Raw genomic sequence first — 18,280 nt, 5'->3', positions numbered from 1 at the left:
CAAGTTAGCTCGATCGAGCTGAGTCGATGGAGGGGATGGGGTGACGATGCGCGAGCTTCCGGTGGTTGTGGTGGGCGCCGGGCCGGTGGGTCTGGCCGCGGCGGCCGAGCTTGTCGAGCGGGGAGTGGAACCGCTGGTCCTGGAGCGTGCCGAGCGGGCGGGCGCGGCGGTGGTGCAGTGGCACCATGTGCGGCTGTTCTCCCGGTGGGCCGAGCTGGTCGATCCGGCGGCCAGGCGGTTGCTGGACGGGCAAGGTTGGCGGCATCCGGATGAGGATGCCTACCCGACCGGTCGGGAATGGGCCGAGCACTACTTGGTGCCCTTGGCTGAGGCTCTGGGCCGGCGGGTGCGGTTCGGCACGGAGGTGATCGGCGTCGCTCGCCGGGGCCGGGACCGGGTTGTCGACGCGGGCCGCGACAGCGAGCCGTTGACCGTGCACCTGCGCACCTCCTCGGGTGCCGAGGAGCGTGTGACGGCCAGGGCTGTGATCGATGCCTCGGGTACTTGGGGCAACCCGAACCCGCTCGGTGGAAACGGGTTGCCTGCGGCGGGCGAGCAGGCCGTCGCTGAGCAGGTCACTTACCAGGTGCCCGATCTGGCTGATGCGGCTGTCCGGGACCGATATGCGGGTCGGCACGTGGTCGTGGTGGGCAGCGGGCATTCGGCGTTGACGGCCCTGGTCGCCTTCGACGAGCTGGCCGCCCAGCAGCCGGGAACGGAGATCACGTGGTTGCTGCGGCGCGGAGAGGTAGGGGACACCTTCGGTGGTGGCCAAGCCGATCAGTTGCCCGCGCGGGGCGCTCTCGGGCAGCGGGCCGAGGCCGCGGTCGAGGCTGGACGGATCGCGGTCGTCACGGGGTTCCGCACCGAGCAGGTGGACCGCGACGCGCGGCACCGGCTGGCGCTGATCTCTGACGCTGGTGAACGGGTCGAGGCAGTCGATGAGGTCGTAGTGCTCACCGGGTTCCGCCCGGACATGTCGTGGTTGTCGGAGGTCCGGCTTGGCCTGGATGCGACATTGCAGGCTCCGGTCGCGCTGGCGCCGTTGATCGACCCGAACGTGCACTCCTGCGGCACGGTCTACCCGCATGGAGCCCGCGAGTTGTCCCATCCGGAGCCTGGCGTGTTCCTGGCCGGGATGAAGAGCTATGGCCGCGCGCCGACCTTCCTGGCCATGACCGGCTACGAGCAGGTCCGTTCGATCGCCGCGGCATTGGCCGGTGACCATGAATCCGCCGAGCGGGTCGAGCTGGTGTTGCCGGAGACGGGCGTGTGCGGTGGTGCCGGGGTGTTCGACGCATCCGCCGAGGAGCAGGCGGACGGCTGTTGCGGCGCTTCGGGAGAGCCAGCAGCTACCGCGTCCGCGTCTTCCGCGCATTAAGCGGGCTACGGGGTGACCTTCGGTGCGCTCGCGCACTCGGGTGTGGTGAGCCAGGCAGGGTTGCGGCGGGTGTTGGTGACCTTGTGCGTCACCGAGATCACCAGTTGGGGCGTGCTCTACTACGCCTTTCCCGTCTTGGCCGGCGACATCACCGCCACGACGGGCTGGCCGACCGCAGCGATCACCGCGGCGTTGTCGGCCAGCCAACTCGTCGCCGCACTGGTCGGCATCCCGGTCGGCCGGTGGCTGGATCGACATGGTCCGCGCGGGGTCATGACGGCGGGCTCGGCGCTGGCGGCGCCCGCCATGATCGCGGTGGCCACGGCGCCGAACCTGGCGTGGTTTCTCGCCGCATGGCTGCTTGCCGGCGTGGCGATGGGCGCGGTGCTGTATCCGCCCGCATTCGCCGCCCTGACCCGCTGGCACGGACCCGACCGCGTCCGCGCGCTGACCATCCTGACGCTGGCCGCCGGACTGGCCAGCACCGTGTTCGCCCCGCTGACCGCCGCGCTTGCCGCGATTCTGGACTGGCGGGGCACCTACCTCGTGCTGGCCGCCATCCTCGCGCTGATCACGATCCCCGGGCACTGGTTCGGACTCGCGCTCCCGTGGCCAGCACACCCGGAGACCGAAAACGAGCAGGACAAGGTCGATCCCGGGGCGGTGGCGAGAAGTCGCTCGTTTCTCACGCTCATCGTTGCGTTGAGCCTGGCCGCGTTCGCCACCTTCGCTGTTGTGATCAACCTGGTGCCGCTGCTAGCCGAACGGGGCATCGGAACCGGCACCGCCGCGGTCGCGCTCGGCCTGGGCGGCGCCGGCCAGGTCCTCGGCAGGCTCGGCTACACCACCCTGACCCGGCGCACCACCGTGCGGGCACGCACCGCGTTGATCCTGCTGGCGATGGCGGTCACCACCGCGCTGCTCGGGGTGCTCACCTCGGTGGCCGCGTTGACCGTCGCGGCGATCCTGGCGGGCACGGCCCGCGGGGTGTTCACGCTGCTGCAGGCCACCGCCGTCACCGACCGATGGGGACCCCGGTACTACGGGCAGCTGACCGGGCTGCTGTCCGCGCCGTTGACGATCACGATGGCGCTCGCTCCGTTCGCCGGTGCCGGCTTGGCCGGCCTGCTCGGCGGCTACGCCACCACATTCCTCGTCCTGGGCGCGGTCGCCGTCGCCGCGGCCCTGCTCTCCCTCGCCACGAAGCCTGGAAGGAACGTCCCGTAACTGATGTCGCTGTCCAGGTGATCGGCGGTGGGCAGTCCGGAACTCACTGCCGCCCCCGGCCTTCGACCCTTCGGGAGGCAATGCCGCCCTCGTCAACCACCATCACCGGCTGCCGCCGTCGGCGGTGTGGGGCGGCGGCACTATGTCCACATCGGATGGTCAGCGGTTCCCGATGCGCGGTAAATCCCTAATCGCACGAGCCATGAGCAGGTACTTCGTCGACGAAGACGTGGCGTCCTACATGCACGTGTCCGACCGTCACTCCACCTACGGCATTAAGGTCATCCCGGTCACCGACGGCGAAGCCGTCTACGTGCTCGATGACATCCCTCGGCGTTTCCCGGGGCGCTGGTGGGGCCGCTCGTGGCGGAATACCGGTACGGCGAAGGCAGCGGCGAGCAGGGCTCCGGCTCCGAACACGCTCAAGGCCACACCGAAGCCGGTGGGTAGCAGGAGGGCTTGGAAGACGAGGCTGCCCAGGCCCATGCCGGTGAACAGGGTGAACACGTTCAGTCCCATGGCCAGTCCGCCGTGGCCGTGGAGGTTGGTGACGATGCCGCCCAGGGGTGGTTGGGTCATGTCGTAGCCGAGGGACAGGGCGACGATGCTGGCTTGCACGGCCACCAGCGGCAGTGGGCTGGCCAACAGCAGCGCGCACACTCCGCCGAGGGCGATGCCGGCGGGGATGATGCGGGCGCGGCCGTAGCGATCGGCTAGCCGCCCGATGACCGGGCCCAGCAGTAGCCCGGGGATGCCGTAGCCGAGCAGGGTCAGTCCGATGCCGAATTCACCCAGGCCGAACTGTTGGTGCAGGTACACCCCGAGCCAGGTGTAGACCCCGGAATGCAGCACGGCGTTGAGCAAGACGTAGCCGTAGGTGCGCCGCCCGCGGGCCTGGCGGAGCAGGGCCGTATAGCCGGCCGCGACGGTGCGCAGCCTGGGTGGGGTTGCTACCCGCGGGGTTTGGGGCAACAGGCCCAGGGCGGCGATCAGCAACACCAGCCCGGCAGCAGCCGCGGCCAGGAACAGCCCGGACCAGCCGATCAGCGGCTCGCCTAGCGCTCCGGCGGTGGCGCCCATGGCCATACCGCCGGCCATGCCTCCGAACAGCCAGCCCAGCGCGTACCCGCGCCCCTGGTACGGGTACAGGTCGCCGATCAGGGCCAGCGAGATCGGCACGACGCCGCTGGCACCGATCGCGGTGGCCAGCCGCATCCCGATGAACGTCCCGGAGCTGCCGGTCAGCGCGGTCACGCCGACCAAGACGGTGAACGCGGCCAGCGAGGCGAGGATCACCGGCCGGCGTCCGAGGTGTTCGGAGGCCGGCCCCCACACCAGGACCATCGCCCCGTAGGGGATCAGGTAAGCGGGCACGGCCAATCCGACCAAGCCCGGCTCGGCACGGAAGACCTCGGCCAGCCGCGGCAAGATCGGCGCGACCATGAAAATCTGCGCGAAGATCACGAACGCGGCGGCGGTCAGCAGTGCCAGCAGGCCGCGTGGGGCAGCCGGGGGCGATTGCTCAGACACGTCAACTTCCTTGTGCGGCGGTTTCAGGACGAGTTCGCGGAGTGGCGCGACTTGATGTCGGCGCTACAGAGCTTCCGGCCGAGGTGGCGACCGATTGGTGCTCGGTGATCGGTCAGGTGGCGGTCGGCTCAGGGAGTTGGTGGCCCGCTGCGCTGCGTGCGCGGCCGACGCTGGCGATGGCGTTGATCAGCAGCGCCGGTCGAGTGCCGAAGGAGTTGATGAAAATCGTGGTCACCGAGGCGGCCATGGCCACCATCGCCCACGCTGGGGAGATCAGTCCGGTGGTGGCCAGGGGGATGCCGAGGCCGTTGAAGGCGAACGCCAGGCCCACGTTGGTGCGGGTGCGCCGGTAGGCCCGGGTGCTGATCTCGCAGGCGTCGAGCACCGCGGCGATGTCCTCGCGTAGCAGCACGATGTCGGCGGATTCCACGGCGACGTCGGTTCCGCCACCGGCGGCGATGCCCACATCGGCCTGCATCAGCGCGGGGGCGTCGTTGATGCCGTCGCCGACCATGGCCACCCGGGTGTCATCGGCCTGCTGCTCACGCACGATCGTGGCCTTGCCGTCCGGGCGGACGCCGGCATGCACTTGATCGATGCCGAGTTCGTCGGCGACGTGGGCGGCGGCGCGCTGGTTGTCGCCGGTGACCAGCACTGGGTCCATCCCCGCCTCGCGCATGGCCGCGACCGCGGTCGTGGCGTCGGGGCGCAGCTGGTCGCCGAGGGCTATCGCACCTCGCAGCATCTCGCCGGCGGCCACGGCGACGACGGTGTGCCCGGTAGCCTCCTGAGCCTCGATCCACTCCGCGAGTTCAGCCACGTCGATGCCGGCGTCGGTGAGCAGTCCTGGCCGTCCGATGAGGACTCGGTGTCCGTCGAGGATCGCGCGCACGCCCGAGCCGGTCATCGACTCGAATTCGTCCACTGTGTCCACTGCCAGCCCCTTCTCCTGGGCGGCGGCCACGATGGCACCGGCCAGGGGGTGCTCGGAGTGGTTCTCGGCCGCGGCGGCCAAGGCCAGCAGCTCGGCGGTGTCGCCGTCGACGGCTTCGACGGCCCGCACAGCGGGGCGGCCTTCGGTGAGCGTGCCGGTCTTGTCCAGCACGATGCGGCGCACCAGCCGGAAGGTTTGGAATGCCTCGCCGGTGCGCATGACGATGCCGGCATCGGCGGCGTGGCCGGTGCCGCGCACGATCGCCAGGGGCGCGGCGATGCCCACGGCGCAGGGATAGCCCATCACCAGCACGCCCAGGGAGGCGAACACCGCTCGGTGCACGTCTGGCTGGCCGGTGGCCAGCCAACTGCCGGTCAACCAGGCGAGCAGCGCTAGCGCCGAGACGCTGAGCACGGTGGGGGTATAGACCCGCAGCACCTTATCGACCAAGTGCAGGATGCCGGGCTTGAGTGCGCGGGCGTCCTCGACGTGGCGCACGACCTGGGCGAGGAACCCTTCGGCGCCGGTGGCGGTGACCTCCACCAGCAGGCTGCCGGTGCCGTTGATCGCCCCGCCGACGACCTCCTCGCCCGGTCCGCGCTCGGCCGGTACGGGCTCGCCGGTGACCAGCGCGACGTCAATGGCCGAGGAGCCGTCGCGGATGCGCCCATCCAGCGGGATGCGTTCACCGGGGCGTACCCGCACGTGCTGGCCCACCGCGATGTCCTCGACCGGCACCTCGAACGCACCGGTCTCGGTCACGAGCCGGGCTAGGTCGGGCTGGAGGTTCAGCAGTTTCTTGATCGACTGGCCCGAGCGGGTCTTGACCAGCAGTGAGAGCCACTCCGAGAAGATGTGGTACGTAGCCACGATCGCGGCGACCGCGAAGAACTCCGCCGTAGGGTAGTTCTCCAGCAGCCCGGTCAGGCCGATGATGCCGCCGGTGATGCCGGCGAACGCGCCGGTCTCCAGCAGCACGTGCTGGTTGAGGATCCCGCGCCGGGCGGACTGATAGGCCATGCGCAGGATGTGCGGGGCCACGGCGAAGACCATCACCCCGGCCAGCACCGCAGCGATCCAGCCATTGATCGGAGGTGTCAGCCACCCGGCGAAGCGGGCGGCCAACGCGACCGCACCCGGTGCGGCCACCGCCGCGGCCCACCCGGCCGCGCGCCATTGACCGGTGGGGCGCAGGATGCCGAAGATCAACCCGAGTGCCGCCATGAGCAGGGTGGCGCACAGCAGCGTCCACCAGCCTTCGGCGATCTGGACCATGGCGGTCAAGCTGAGCCCGATCGCGGTGAACAACCGCTTACCTTCGGCCAGCAGGTCGGCTTCTTCGTCCTCGAAGCTGCGCAGCTTGCGCGGGTCGTAGAGCTCGTAGCCGATATCGCGCAGCGTGGACAGGATCCGCTCGGGCTCGACAATCTTGGGGTCGTAGTCGACCAGGGCCTGCTCGTGGGTCAGGCTCACCGACACCGTGCCCACCCCGTCCAGCCGACCCAGGGCCTTCTCGATCGTGCCCGTGCACAGCGAGCAGTGCAGCCCCGCGATACGCGCCCGGATCCGCTGCTGGCCTTCAGTCGTGCCCGGCTCCGAAGCCCACAGTTGCGAACTTTCGTCAACAGCGGTAGTCACCGACTCGCTCCTTCGACGACCTCGAAGCCCGCCGCCTCGATACGCTCAGCCAGCACGGCACGGTCGGCCAGCGCCGGACCGACACGTACCCGCACGTGGCCGGTACTGTGATCGGCACTCACGTCTCGCACGCCCTCCACACGGCCCAACACCGTGGCGATGCGCTGCTCACACCCCGCACACGACATGCCCTGCACCTGCAACTCCAGCGTGTCCACTTCTGACTCCTCATGTCCCTCTGACCTGCTTGTCCACCGCTGAACGACACGCTAGAACCTTGCCCCTGGGGTAAGGTCAAGGGTGAAGGTTCGGCCACCACAGGAGGATCTGATGGGCATGACCGTCGGAACGGCGGCCACCACCGCCGGAGTCAGCGCCAAGGCGGTACGACTCTGGGAGTCCAAGGGGCTACTACCCCCAGCTGAGCGCACCGAGGCCGGCTACCGCGTCTTCACCGACGACGATCTCGACGTGCTGCGCTTCATCCGTCAGGCCAAGACCCTGGGCCTGACCCTGCCCGAGATCAAAAACATCATCGACCTGCAACGCGACGGCGTCACCCCGTGTGGGCGGGTCACCGAACTACTCGATACCCACATCGCCGAGATCGACCGCACCCTGGCCGACCTGCGAACACTCCGCCGCTCACTGGCCTCCGCCCGGCGAGCAGCCCGCGAGGGCCAACGCCGCGGCGAAGGCGCCGTGGTCTGCCGCATCATCGAAAACCACACCGGCCGCGACCACAGTGCGCACACCGAGGGGTAGGTCACGGCGGACCTTCCCCCTCTGCGGCCCCGGTGATGCGGTCTCAGGCGGAGACCGTAGCCATCGCCCGGCACTTGCAGAGGCTCACTGGCTTCACTCTGCCCGCTCGTGAGAGCGCAAGCGATCGGCAATGTCGGCGACCGTGGACTTCGCGGTGCGGCCCGCACCGATCAGGGTGGCCGAGGCGGCACCGGTCCAGTCTCCGTAGCCGAGCAGGTACAGGCGCGGTTCGTCGACCGATCGCGCGCCCACCGTCTTCGACACACCGTTCTGGTACCCCAACCCGAGGGGGTCGAGGTGGTGCAGGCTCGGGCGGAACCCGGTGCACCAGATGATCGCGTCACAGCGTTGCTCGGTTCCGTCGTTCCAGGCGACGCCGTCGCGAGTGAGGCGATCGAACATGGGTTGGGCGTGCAGCACGCCGCGGTCGCGGGCCTCGCGGACGCTGGGAACCATGACGATGTCGCCCAACCCCGAGACGCCCTCGGCGTCCGTACCTTCCCTGCGGGCGGCTTCGCGCTGGGTGGCGACGTCGAACAGGACGCGGCCATCGACGTCGTCGGGCATGAACCGCGGCGGGCGCTGCGTGACCCAGGTGGTGTCGGCGACGGTGGAGACTTCGGCCAGGATCTGGGCCGCGGAGTTACCTCCGCCCACGATCACCACGCTCCGGCCGCGGAACCGTTCGGGACAGCGGTAGGAGACAGTGTGCAGGTGCTGTCCCGCGAACTCGTCGCTGCCAGGGGAGTCCGGCAGGTACGGCGAATCCCACGTGCCGGTCGCGCTGATGACCATTTGAGCGCGCCAGGCACCGTGGTCGGTGTCGACGGCCAGCCAGGCGCCCGCGTCGTGGACGCCGTGCACGCGGACGGGCCGGTGGACCGGAAGTTCGTAGCGCTGCTCGTAGTCGCGGAGGTAGCCGACGACGTGGTCGGCGGTAGGGAAGGTCTCGCCGTCCTGGCGCGGCATCCACCAGCCAGGAAGCGGGCTGTACTCGGCTGGGGAGAACAGCCGCAGCGATTCCCACCCGTGCCGCCACGCGGCGCCCGGCTGGTCTTGGGCGTCCAGGATGACGAAACTTTGCCGGGCTCGGCGGAGGAAGTAGCCGGCGGCCAAGCCGGCTTGACCGCCGCCGATCACAACTACGTCCGTGGTGGTGGCCATGTCCTACCTTCGTTGTCGCACCGTGCCGTCGACGTTCCGCGGCATCACTAGCAGTCCCGGCCGCCCTGTGTTTCGCAGGCGGCGACCGCGGCGCGAACCTGGGTACAGGAGGGGCAGCGGAGGATACGGGCTGGCAGTCGGGTCGGATGCTCGACGACCGTCAGACCGACCATTCGACACGTGACGGGGCGGTGGTCGGCGTGGGCGTGCTGAGCGCACACGCCCGCGCCGCAATCCATACAGGCCCCCACCGCAGGCTGCTCTACGTTTCGTCCGGCGCAGTCGAAGCAGTGCATGACGGTCTCCTTCCGTGCCCGCCCGGGCGGCGCAAGCGTCGTCCCGGGACCTGGTTTAGGTGCCGATGACGGTGAGCCACCCGGCCAACGCGGCGAGCGTGACCAGCAGGACCGGGATGGTCAGCACGATGCCGGTGCGGAAGTAGCGGCCCCACCCGATGTGCATCCCCTTGCGGTCGAGCACGTGCAGCCACAGCAGGGTCGCCAGACTCCCGATCGGGGTGATCTTGGGTCCGAGATCGGAGCCGATGACGTTGGCGTAGACCATCGCCTCGTGGGTGAGCCCGGTCGCGCCGACGGCGCCGACGGCCAGGGCGGCAATGAGCACCGTGGGCATGTTGTTCATGATCGACGACAGCACCGCCACCACCACGCCGACGCCGAGGGCCGCGGCGAGGACCCCGTGGTCGGCGAAGAACCCGAACAGCTTGGCCAGTTCGCCGGTCAATCCCTGGTTGCGCAGGCCGTAGACGACGAGATACATGCCGATGGAAAACAGCACGATCTGCCAGGGCGCTTCGCGGATGACCTTGCCGACCGGGATCTGCCGCGGGCCTCCCGCGCGGTCGTCGTCGTGCGTGACCGGGGTGGTGGCGAGATCGGTCGCGGTGGCGGTGTTGTGCGGAGGGTCCACCGGGTGCTGTGCCTCGGTGTCCGTGCTGCTTGCACCCACGGGCGCCGGCAGTGGTTGCCGGGCTGACCGCGGAAAGGCGAAGGCGGGCTTGCGTGCGGCGACGGCGATCAGGATGAGGGCTCCGGCACCGGCCACGACCGACAGCGGCACGCCCGTCGGGTCGGCACCGAAGTAGCCCACCAGCAACAGGGCGAGCACGACCCACCCGGCCCGGAAGGTCACCTGGTCGCTGATGGCCTCAGCGGGCTGCCGCAGCGCGCTCACGTCGTAGGTCTTCGGGATCGAGCGGCGGAAGTACAGCAGTAGCATCCCGAGGCTGGCGGCGACCGAGACGATGCCGACCGGGACCATGACCGCGGCGAAGCGGGCGAAGTCGATGCCGAAGAAGTCGGCGGAGACGATGTTGACCAAATTGGACACGACCAGCGGCAGACTGCCGGTGTCGGCGATGAACCCGGTCGCCATGACGAACCCGAGCGACGCCTTCGGGGAGAACCGCAGCGCGAGCATGATCTGCATGACGATCGGGGTCAGGATCAGCGCGGCGCCGTCGTTCGCGAACACCGCGGCGATCGCGGCCCCGAGCAGCACGATCAACACGAACAACGCGCGGCCGTGGCCGCGTCCCCACCGGGCCACATGCAGCGCGGCCCACTCGAAGAACCCGCACTCGTCGAGGATCAGCGAAATGATGATCACGGCGACGAAGGCCAGGGTCGCGTTCCACACGATGCCCACCACGGTCGGCACGTCGGAGAGATGGACGACCGTGGTGGCCAGGGCGACGACGGCGCCGCCGAGCGCGCTCCAGCCGATGCCGAGCCCTTTGGGCTGCCAGATCACCAAGGTGAGCGTGGCGAGGAAGATCAGGATTGCGGCCACTGTCATGGCGTCGTCGTTTCTCCTGTGCTGGTGAGTCGGAACGGAACCGGTGGCCAGGTCCTAACCTGGCCACCGGTCGGGCTAGTGATCGCCGTGCGCGAGCCGCGCCAGCCGGTCGGCGCCGATCGGTGCTGCGGCGTGCCAGGGCAGCACGGCGGTGCGTTCGGCGTGTTCGGTGGCGACCTCGGCGAGGTAGCGGTGCTCGGACGCGGCTCGAGCGAGCAGCAGCGGCTCGGTCGGGCAAGCGGCTGCCAGGCTCTGGTTGATCACCCATGCGAAGGGCTTGATGCCCGCCCGCGCGAGATCGTTCTGCAACGCGGCGGCCTCGTGCACCGGTGTCGCCTCCGGCAGGCTCACCAGCATGATCCGGGTGTAATCCGGGTTGGTCAGGCGGTCAAGGAGTTCCACCGCCTCCGCGGGCGGGGCCTGGCCGGTCTGCTGGGACAACTGGCGCTGGTAGCTGCGCGAGGCATCAAGCAGCAACAACGTGTGCCCGGTCGGCGCGGTGTCGACCACCACGATTCGGTCACTTGCCGCCGCCACGGTGCGCGCGAAGGCGTGGAAGACCGCGATCTCCTCGGTGCACGGCGAGCGCAGGTCCTCGACCAGCAACGCTCGGCCCTGCTCATCGAGGTTCGCCCCGGCCTCGGCGAGCACCGACTCGGTGTAGGCGGCCGTCTCGGCGACGGGATCGATGCGCGTGACCTCCAGATCACCGACGCCCTCACCGAGGGTGGTGTCGAGGTGCGCGGCCGGGTCGGTCGTGGTCAACGTGACCGCAAGTCCCCGACGCGCCAGCGCCACGGCCACGGCCGAGGCGACCGTGGTCTTGCCGACGCCGCCCTTGCCCAGCGCCATCACCAGCCCGCGGCCGCTGGCGGCGACCTCGTCGACCAGCGCCCGCAAGTCGGTGGCAGCACCGACGGGCAGCGGCACCGGCACCGTCGAGGCGGACTGCGTCACGGGTTCGGGATGGAGCATGGCGCGCAGCCCCTGCACCCCCAGCGGCAGCTCCGGCAGCAGGGGCACTGTCTCGATCTCGGTCACCTCCGCCAGCGACTCGGGCATGGCCTCCAGCGCGTCCTGCGCGCGCTGCTGCCAGGCCCGCGCGAGCGGGTCGTCGTCGCAGGTGGGCGTGAACATCCCGTTGACGATCAGACGCTGGTTGCGGATGCCGAGGTCGCGCAGTTCGGCCGACGCCCGTCCGGCCTCGACCAGCGCTCCGTGCTCCGGGCGGCTCACCAGGGCCAGCGTGGTCTGCTCCGGGTCGGCCAGCGCCTGCATCGCCGCGGCGTAGCGTTCCTGTTGCGCGCCCATCTCCGCCAGCGGTCCGATGCAGGAGGCGCCGCCGGGGTTGGTGGCCAGGAAATCCGACCACGCGCTGGGCAGGCTCAGCAGCCGCAGCGTGTGCCCGGTCGGCGCGGTATCGAACACGACGTAGGCGAACCGCTCACGGATTTCCGGATCGGTCAGCAACGCGACGAACTCGTTGAACGCGGCGATCTCGACCGTGCACGCCCCGGAGAGCTGTTCTTCGATCTGCTCGACCGCGGAGGCGGGCAGGGCATCCCGATAGGGCCCGAGGACCTTGTCGCGATACTGGGATGCCGCCTGGTTCGGATCGATGTTCATCACGAACAATCCGGGCACACCGCTCACCGGCTGCGGGTCCCGGCCCGCGCGGGTCTCCAGGACTTCATCGAGGTTCGAGGCAGGGTCGGTGCTGACCACCAGCACCCGGTGCCCAGCCTCGGCCAGACCGATCGCGGTCGCCGAGGCCGTCGAGGTCTTGCCCACACCGCCCTTGCCGGTGAAGAACACGAACGGCGTGCTCACCCGGAGCAGACCGCCGAGAACCTGCTCGCCTGGCGCGGTCCCCACGCTCAGCACTCCCCGCCGCCGCAACACCCACCGCCGGACTCGGCCTGTTCGACCACCGGCAGGCCGGGGCGCTCGGTGGGCACCCCCGTCCACTGGGCCAGCTCCAACCGCGTCGGGTACCGCCCCGTCGTGCGCAGCGCTCCGTCCACGAACACGGCAGGCAGCGCGTGCTCACCCTGGTCCTTCAGCAGCGCGCCCACCTCGGCGTTGGCCACGAACTTGCCCGGCTCCGAGGACAACCCGAACCGGTGGACCTCCACGCCCGCAGCGCCCAGCCAGTCCACGTCAGCAGCGAACTGAGCCAACGCCGGCTCCACCGATGGCCCACACACCCCGGTCGAACAGCACATCGCCGGGTCATAAATCTCGACAGAAGCCATCACAGACCCCTTCCCTCCGGGAGCAGCACTCAGTCGACGTTACATCGACCCAAGCTGATGAATCAACCGAAGCTGATGCAACCAGTCGTCGCGGCAAGGTTGACCAAGTGGTTCCGATCCGTCGAAATCGCAGTTCATCTGTATCCTGCGCCACCAGCTACACCGCTTGACGGAGCCCTCAAGCCGGTGCTTTCATCGACTCATGTTGATGTCACCCGTTGCTGGGGCTGACGAAGACGCTCCCGGGCAGGCTGCGGACGCGCAACCAGACCTCGCCGAGGCTGCGGTGAAGCTGTTCGGTGATCCGTTGCGCGCGGAGATCGTGCGCCTGCTCGCACGTGAGCAGATGTGCACCTGCCACCTGGTCGACGACACCGGAGCACGGCAATCGACCATCAGTCACCACCTGCGGGTTCTCCGCGAAGCAGGCTTCGTCGCCGCCGAGCCGCGCGGCCGGTACACCTACTACCGGCTGCGCCCGGAAGCGCTGAGCCTGCTCACGGTCGGGATCGCGAACCTCACCGCACAGGCACACCACGCCCAGGCCATCCGCCGCCCCTGCGCCTAAACCCGTCGCGACATCCCATCAACATCACTCGATCGGAGACCTGGCCCCGCCAAAGCAAGCCCGCAAGGCTCGCCCTACCGAACTCCAGGCGGCCGACATGTCCACGCCACCCCACCACCATCACGACGCCGAGGAATACCGGCTGACCGACCCCCACGTCACCGAACTCCTCGACCACGCCACCACCGACCTGCAACCCCAGTTCCGCGGGATCTTTGGCCCAGAAACCATCCGCGCGGTCGTCAACGAGACCTACGCACAGCTCAACGCCACCGCCCGGATACACACCCACCTGGCCACCCTCGCGACGCGGTTCGCCCGCGAACGCCTCACCTCGACCGCCAAGAACCAAGGAGCCCTCGTGTCCTCGACCCCCGAAGTGCTGTTCGTCTGCGTGCACAACGCAGGCCGCTCCCAGATGGCCGCCGCGCTGCTGCACCACCGCGCCCAAGGTCGGGTCACCGTCCGCTCCGCCGGCTCCGCCCCGGCCGAGACCATCAACCCGGCGGTCGTACGCGCGATGGCCGAACTCGACCTCGACCTGTCCCAAGAGTTCCCCAAGCCCTTGACCACCGAGGCGGTCGAGGCCGCAGACGTCGTGATCACCATGGGGTGCGGAGACGCCTGCCCGGTCTTCCCCGGCAAGCGCTACCTCGACTGGGAACTCGACGACCCCGCCGGAAAGTCCGTCGACGAAGTCCGCGCGATCCGGGACGAGATCGACCGCCGCGTCACCGGGCTGCTGGGCGAGCTGGCACCGGAGGCCGCGCGGTGACCGGCGAGGTCCACAACCTGATCATCGTGGGTTCCGGCCCAGCCGGATACACCGCCGCGGTGTATGCCGCTCGCGCTGAACTCGAACCGCTCATCTTCGAAGGCACCCAGTTCGGCGGTGCGCTGATGACCACCACCGAGGTCGAAAACTACCCCGGCTTCCGCGACGGCATCATGGGTCCCGACCTCATGGCGCAGATGCGCACCCAAGCCCAACGCTTCGGTGCCGACCTCCGAACCGCAGACGTCGAGAAGATCGACCTCGCCGGAGACACGAAGACCGTCGTGGCCAACGGCGTCGAGTACCGGGCCAAGACCATCATCCTCGCGATGGGCGCCGCCGCCCGCTACGTGGGCGTGCCCGGCGAGGAACGCCTACTCGGACGCGGCGTTTCCTCCTGCGCTACCTGCGACGGATTCTTCTTCCGCGACCAGGACATCGCCGTCATCGGCGGTGGGGACTCGGCGATGGAAGAAGCGACCTTCCTCACCCGGTTCGCCAACTCGGTCACGATCATCCACCGCCGCGACGAGTTCCGCGCCTCCAAGATCATGCTGGAACGCGCCCGCGCCAACGAGAAGATCAAATGGCGAACCAATGCCGTTGTCACCGAGGTCGTCGGTGACAACGCCGTCACTGGGTTGAAGCTGCAGGACACGGTCAATGGTGCCGCCTCCGAGCTGCCGGTCAGCGGCATGTTCGTCGCGATCGGGCACGACCCCCGCAGCGAACTGGTCCGCGACCAACTCGACGTCGACGACGAGAAATACGTTCTCGTGCAACAACCCACCACGCACACCGCCATCCCCGGCGTCTTCGCCGCAGGCGACCTGGTGGACAAGACCTACCGACAGGCCGTCACCGCGGCCGGATCCGGCTGCGCGACAGCCATCGACGCTGAACGCTGGCTCGCCGAACACGAAGCGACCACCACCGCGCACGTCACACCCGAACACGCAGGCGGTGGATACGCCGCCGAGGTCGGAGCCTCCGGGCACTGACCCCACACCCGGGACCGTGGCCCTTGACGATGTCCCTTCACCGCTCTTCGACCCGGTCCCCATTGCGGCGCGTGCGACCAGTCCAGAGCGACGCGTTCGCCGCCGCAGGCTGTCACCGGCTCTCCGATCCGGTTCCGGTCTAATCTCGCTGACTGACAGCCAGACCACCTTGGCTGTCTGTGGCGTCGATAAGGCGTCCGGGACGGCGCGGCTGTGGGGCCCAGAGGGTGGGATTCTCCGTCCGTGGAGACGTTGCTATGCAGCCGCGCAGGAGCCTCCGTGTCGAGCGGAAACGACTTGGGCGGCACGGAGGCTCGTTACGCCGCGTATCAGTCGTTCTGCTCTGCCTTCGCGAGAAGCGCACGAACCTCAGTGCTCACCGGGTATTCGCTGGCGGTGGAGGCCCACTCGTAGGCGTCGTGCTCGGTCAGCCTCACTCCTTCGGAACTGGTGACGGTGACCATCCAGGTGTGTTGGCGGGTGTGCTTGCCGCTGCCCGAGAGGTAGTCGAACGCTCCCAGATAGCCGGATACTCGCTCGATGGTTAGGCCGGTTTCCTCGGTCACCTCGCGGTGCAGCGCGTCGAGCAGGTCTTCCCCCGCCTCGACCTTGCCGGACGGCAGCTCCCAGGTTCCTCCGCGGAAGTCGTCGGCGGGTCGTTTCAACACCAGGAAGGCCCCGCTGTCGTTGATCACCGCGCCGACTACCTGCTGTTGGATCCCGTCGCGGGAGTCCTGTGCGGTCAAGAAATCGGTGCCAGGTTCGGTCATTGGGTGCAAGCCTCCGTGAGGTGGTGTCGATGGTGGATCACTTTGCCGAACGCATCCGGGTAGAGGTTCAGGGCGGTGCCGTCATCGTGTGGAACGGGCATCTTCACGGTGCTTCGGTAAAGGCTCACCGCACGAGGAAAGTCGCCCCAAGGTTGACGCCTCGACGGGACAGGCAACAACGACGAGGCGTCCGTACTGAACAGCGCGTGTTCGTGCAGGGGGCGCGTGGAACCTGGTTGATCCACCTCGAGGCAGCCTTCCGCGTGTAGCGCACTGACCAGCGCGGCGATCGACAGGCCGTCCGCTTCCTCCGGTCGGAACACCAACGGCAGCGCGTACCAGGACGGTTCGATACTTGCGGGAATCTCCGGCACGACGACTCCAGGCAAGTCACGTAACCGGTGGATCATCTGCTTGGCGCTGCTGCGGCGGTGCTCCAGCCACGTGTCCAGCGAGTGCAACTGATCGATAGCGATCGCTGCGGCCAGCGGGTGAATGCGCAGTTTCAGTCCTGTTCCGGTGATCGCGAAACGGCGCAACGGATGGCCAACCGGGATCTCGGTGCGGCACCGTTTGTTGTACTGGCCGTGCAGGAGGACTCGGTAGTAGATCTCGTCATCGTCGGTCAGGACGAACCCGCCCTCTCCAGCTGACAGAGACTTGGGGCCGTTCATGCTGAACGCCGAGACCTGGCCGAAGGTGCCCACCTTGCGGCCGTTGACGCTGGCGCCGTGGGCGTGTGAGCCGTCCTCGATGAGGTGGAGGCCGTGATTCCCCGCGATGGTCTCGAGCAGTTCGATCTGTGCGGGCAGACCCCACATGTGCGTGACCGCAATCGCCTTGGTCGCGCTGGTGATCGCTGCTTCCACCTGGTCCGGGTCGAGGTTGCCCTCCGCGTCGCAATCAACGAGTACCGGAACAACCCCGAGGTGCAACAGCGGTGACGCGGTTGCGTGGAACGTGTAGGCAGGCACGATGACCTCGTCCCCGGCGCCGAGTCGAACTCCCGCATAGGCAGAGTGCAGAGCCGCAGTGCCCGAGCTGGTTAGTACGGCGTGCCGCACGCCGAAGTAGTCCGCGAGCCGGTCTTCCAACTCGGCGATCACCCCGGACCTGTCGGGAATTGACACGGCGCGATGAAGCTGCTCCATGACTGCTGCGGTCGTGGCCTCTGTGATGGGCGGCCAGTGAAGGTGCGGAGCGGGCTGGTCGATGAGTGGGGTACCGCCGTGGATCGCCAGTGGACTGCTCATGCCATCAGCTCCTTGGGGTCGACGAAGCATCCCCGCTCGGCGGATGCGTAAGCGGCCTCGATGAACGCCGCGTGGGCGAGGTGAGTTTCCGGCGTAGCGAGGTTGGCGCGCTCACCGCGGATCACGCGGCAGAAGTGGTCCACCTGCACCGTGGCCGCCGACGGCCACGACTGTTCCCTAGACAACGACTCGATCACTTGACCGTCCGGGTGGATGCGCTGAATCCGGCCGCGCTGGAGCTCGACCACGCCACGCGTACCCATGACGCGGATGCTCTCGGTCTTCGGCGCGATGCAACGTGACAGCAGGACGCTGCCGAATAGGCCCGAGTCGTAGCTGAGACTGATACAGGCGGTGTCTTCCGCGTCGTAGTCGAGATCAGGGCGGGCGGTGGCCGAGCACTGCGCGAACACGCGCGTGGGAAGCCCGAAGTACCACAGCAGCATGTCGATGACGTGGTAGCCCATGTCGATGATGCAGCCACCACCTGCCAACCTCAGTTGGCCACGCCACCCGGCAGCCGGGTCGACGTGCATGGTGTAGCGGGCGTCGACGAGGAAGGGTTCGCCAATTTGGTCGTAGAGCTGATGGAAGGTGGTGTAGATCGGGTTGAACCGCCGCTGCATCGTGATCATCAGCTCGACTCCGGCGTCGGCACACACCTTCGCCAGATCACGCGCCTCATCAAGCGATGTGGCGAACGGCTTCTCTTTGAGGACGTGGACGCCGTGCTGGGCCGCCACGCTGACCACGGCAGCTCCGGCGTGGTGCGGCACGGCGATCACCACGAAGTCAAGCGACTCGGCTGCGATCATGTCCGCAAAACTGCGGTAGGCGTTGACCCCGTACTGCGCACCGATCTCGTGGGCGCTGTCCTCGTCGACGTCGCAGACGGCCACCAGGTCGGCGTACTCGCTCGCGGACACGGCCGGAATGTGGTCATTACGGGCCTGCCTGCCCAAACCGACTATGCCGCAGCGCAAGTGCATCCGTGACCCGCTGTTGTGTGGGTGCGTCCAGCATGCGGTGTATAAGCGGGAGGGCGTTTCCGATGCAATCTTGGATGGCATTTTCCTCAACCTTCGTGCGTGTCGGACAATCTCTCCAGGCCAGCGAGGACAGCTCGGAGTAGGTCCGCCGTCGGCGCAGCCCACTGGGTATCGCTGAAATCCAGCACAGGAGCGTGCTTGTTGTCGGTCGG

17 protein-coding genes and 1 pseudogene are annotated in these 18,280 nt (G+C 68.6%); 7 read left to right on the top strand and 11 right to left on the bottom strand.

The features are described from left to right. Nucleotides 1-46: 46 nt before the first annotated feature. The 3 genes and pseudogenes from V1457_RS23200 to V1457_RS30665 form a co-directional block, all read left to right on the top strand. On the top strand, nucleotides 47-1,381 hold the full coding sequence (locus V1457_RS23200) for an NAD(P)-binding domain-containing protein (RefSeq protein ID WP_338596794.1): 1,335 nt from the start codon (nucleotides 47-49) through the stop codon (nucleotides 1,379-1,381). A gap of 42 nt (nucleotides 1,382-1,423) precedes the next feature. Continuing rightward, entirely contained in the window at nucleotides 1,424-2,608 is a 1,185-nt protein-coding gene (locus V1457_RS23195) for an MFS transporter (RefSeq protein WP_407074794.1), read from the top strand. Nucleotides 2,609-2,732: 124 nt separating this feature from the next. Then, nucleotides 2,733-2,873 (top strand): annotated as a pseudogene (locus tag V1457_RS30665) (Tn3 family transposase); the annotation flags it as partial. Nucleotides 2,874-2,917: 44 nt separating this feature from the next. Here V1457_RS30665 and V1457_RS23190 read toward each other — a convergent pair. The 3 genes from V1457_RS23190 to V1457_RS23180 all read right to left on the bottom strand — a co-directional run bounded on the left by V1457_RS23190 (nucleotide 2,918) and on the right by V1457_RS23180 (nucleotide 6,928). Next, nucleotides 2,918-4,138 carry an MFS transporter gene (locus tag V1457_RS23190; protein ID WP_338596789.1) on the bottom strand — a complete coding sequence of 407 codons (1,221 nt, stop codon included), beginning with the start codon at nucleotides 4,136-4,138 and terminating at the stop codon, nucleotides 2,918-2,920. Nucleotides 4,139-4,250: 112 nt separating this feature from the next. Continuing rightward, a complete protein-coding gene (locus tag V1457_RS23185) occupies nucleotides 4,251-6,710 on the bottom strand; it encodes a cation-translocating P-type ATPase (protein ID WP_338596787.1) in 2,460 nt (819 codons plus the stop codon). Next, nucleotides 6,707-6,928 (bottom strand): heavy metal-associated domain-containing protein, encoded by a 222-nt coding sequence (locus V1457_RS23180; RefSeq protein ID WP_338596785.1) that lies wholly within the window; start codon nucleotides 6,926-6,928, stop codon nucleotides 6,707-6,709. Before V1457_RS23180 ends, V1457_RS23185 begins: the two co-directional genes overlap by 4 nt. A gap of 112 nt (nucleotides 6,929-7,040) precedes the next feature. On the opposite strand from V1457_RS23180, the gene V1457_RS23175 reads away from it, so the two are divergent. Continuing rightward, nucleotides 7,041-7,475 (top strand): heavy metal-responsive transcriptional regulator, encoded by a 435-nt coding sequence (locus V1457_RS23175; RefSeq protein ID WP_338596783.1) that lies wholly within the window; start codon nucleotides 7,041-7,043, stop codon nucleotides 7,473-7,475. A 93-nt stretch (nucleotides 7,476-7,568) separates the two neighbouring features. On the opposite strand, the gene V1457_RS23170 is transcribed toward V1457_RS23175, so the two are convergent. From V1457_RS23170 to arsD, 5 genes are all read right to left on the bottom strand, one after another. After that, entirely contained in the window at nucleotides 7,569-8,639 is a 1,071-nt protein-coding gene (locus tag V1457_RS23170) for an ArsO family NAD(P)H-dependent flavin-containing monooxygenase (RefSeq protein WP_338596781.1), read from the bottom strand. Between the two features lie 47 nt (nucleotides 8,640-8,686). Beyond that, nucleotides 8,687-8,935 (bottom strand): DUF2180 family protein, encoded by a 249-nt coding sequence (locus V1457_RS23165; protein WP_338596779.1) that lies wholly within the window; start codon nucleotides 8,933-8,935, stop codon nucleotides 8,687-8,689. A 55-nt stretch (nucleotides 8,936-8,990) separates the two neighbouring features. Further along, nucleotides 8,991-10,457 carry an arsenic transporter gene (locus V1457_RS23160; RefSeq protein ID WP_338596778.1) on the bottom strand — a complete coding sequence of 489 codons (1,467 nt, stop codon included), beginning with the start codon at nucleotides 10,455-10,457 and terminating at the stop codon, nucleotides 8,991-8,993. Between the two features lie 75 nt (nucleotides 10,458-10,532). Continuing rightward, nucleotides 10,533-12,332: an arsenical pump-driving ATPase gene (gene arsA, locus V1457_RS23155; RefSeq protein WP_338596777.1), complete on the bottom strand. Its 1,800-nt coding sequence runs from the start codon at nucleotides 12,330-12,332 to the stop codon at nucleotides 10,533-10,535. A 2-nt stretch (nucleotides 12,333-12,334) separates the two neighbouring features. Further along, nucleotides 12,335-12,712 (bottom strand): arsenite efflux transporter metallochaperone ArsD, encoded by a 378-nt coding sequence (arsD, locus tag V1457_RS23150; protein WP_407074713.1) that lies wholly within the window; start codon nucleotides 12,710-12,712, stop codon nucleotides 12,335-12,337. 202 nt (nucleotides 12,713-12,914) lie between these two features. Here arsD and V1457_RS23145 point away from each other — a divergent pair, with 202 nt between their 5' ends. The 3 genes from V1457_RS23145 to trxB all read left to right on the top strand — a co-directional run bounded on the left by V1457_RS23145 (nucleotide 12,915) and on the right by trxB (nucleotide 15,056). Continuing rightward, entirely contained in the window at nucleotides 12,915-13,280 is a 366-nt protein-coding gene (locus tag V1457_RS23145; RefSeq protein ID WP_338596775.1) for a metalloregulator ArsR/SmtB family transcription factor, read from the top strand. A gap of 97 nt (nucleotides 13,281-13,377) precedes the next feature. Continuing rightward, nucleotides 13,378-14,055: an arsenate reductase ArsC gene (locus tag V1457_RS23140; RefSeq protein WP_338596773.1), complete on the top strand. Its 678-nt coding sequence runs from the start codon at nucleotides 13,378-13,380 to the stop codon at nucleotides 14,053-14,055. After that, nucleotides 14,052-15,056 carry a thioredoxin-disulfide reductase gene (gene trxB, locus V1457_RS23135; RefSeq protein ID WP_338596771.1) on the top strand — a complete coding sequence of 335 codons (1,005 nt, stop codon included), beginning with the start codon at nucleotides 14,052-14,054 and terminating at the stop codon, nucleotides 15,054-15,056. The genes V1457_RS23140 and trxB overlap by 4 nt, the downstream gene beginning before the upstream one ends. Before the next feature lie 329 nt (nucleotides 15,057-15,385). Here trxB and V1457_RS23130 read toward each other — a convergent pair whose 3' ends face one another. From V1457_RS23130 to V1457_RS23120, 3 genes are read right to left on the bottom strand one after another with little or no spacing between them, the layout of a single operon-like run. Then, the gene (locus tag V1457_RS23130; RefSeq protein WP_338596770.1) at nucleotides 15,386-15,826 is read right to left on the bottom strand and encodes an NUDIX domain-containing protein; all 441 of its coding nucleotides are present in this window, start codon (nucleotides 15,824-15,826) and stop codon (nucleotides 15,386-15,388) included. Then, nucleotides 15,823-17,079, bottom strand: a complete 1,257-nt coding sequence (locus tag V1457_RS23125) for a DegT/DnrJ/EryC1/StrS family aminotransferase (protein WP_338596768.1) — start codon at nucleotides 17,077-17,079, stop codon at nucleotides 15,823-15,825. The genes V1457_RS23130 and V1457_RS23125 overlap by 4 nt, the downstream gene beginning before the upstream one ends. After that, nucleotides 17,076-18,068 (bottom strand): Gfo/Idh/MocA family oxidoreductase, encoded by a 993-nt coding sequence (locus tag V1457_RS23120; RefSeq protein WP_338596766.1) that lies wholly within the window; start codon nucleotides 18,066-18,068, stop codon nucleotides 17,076-17,078. The genes V1457_RS23125 and V1457_RS23120 overlap by 4 nt, the downstream gene beginning before the upstream one ends. Between the last annotated feature and the right edge of the window lie 212 nt (nucleotides 18,069-18,280).

The organism is Saccharopolyspora sp. SCSIO 74807, assembly GCF_037023755.1.
GTDB lineage: Bacteria > Actinomycetota > Actinomycetes > Mycobacteriales > Pseudonocardiaceae > Saccharopolyspora_C > Saccharopolyspora_C galaxeae.
This window is presented reverse-complemented; position numbering and strand designations above follow the sequence as displayed.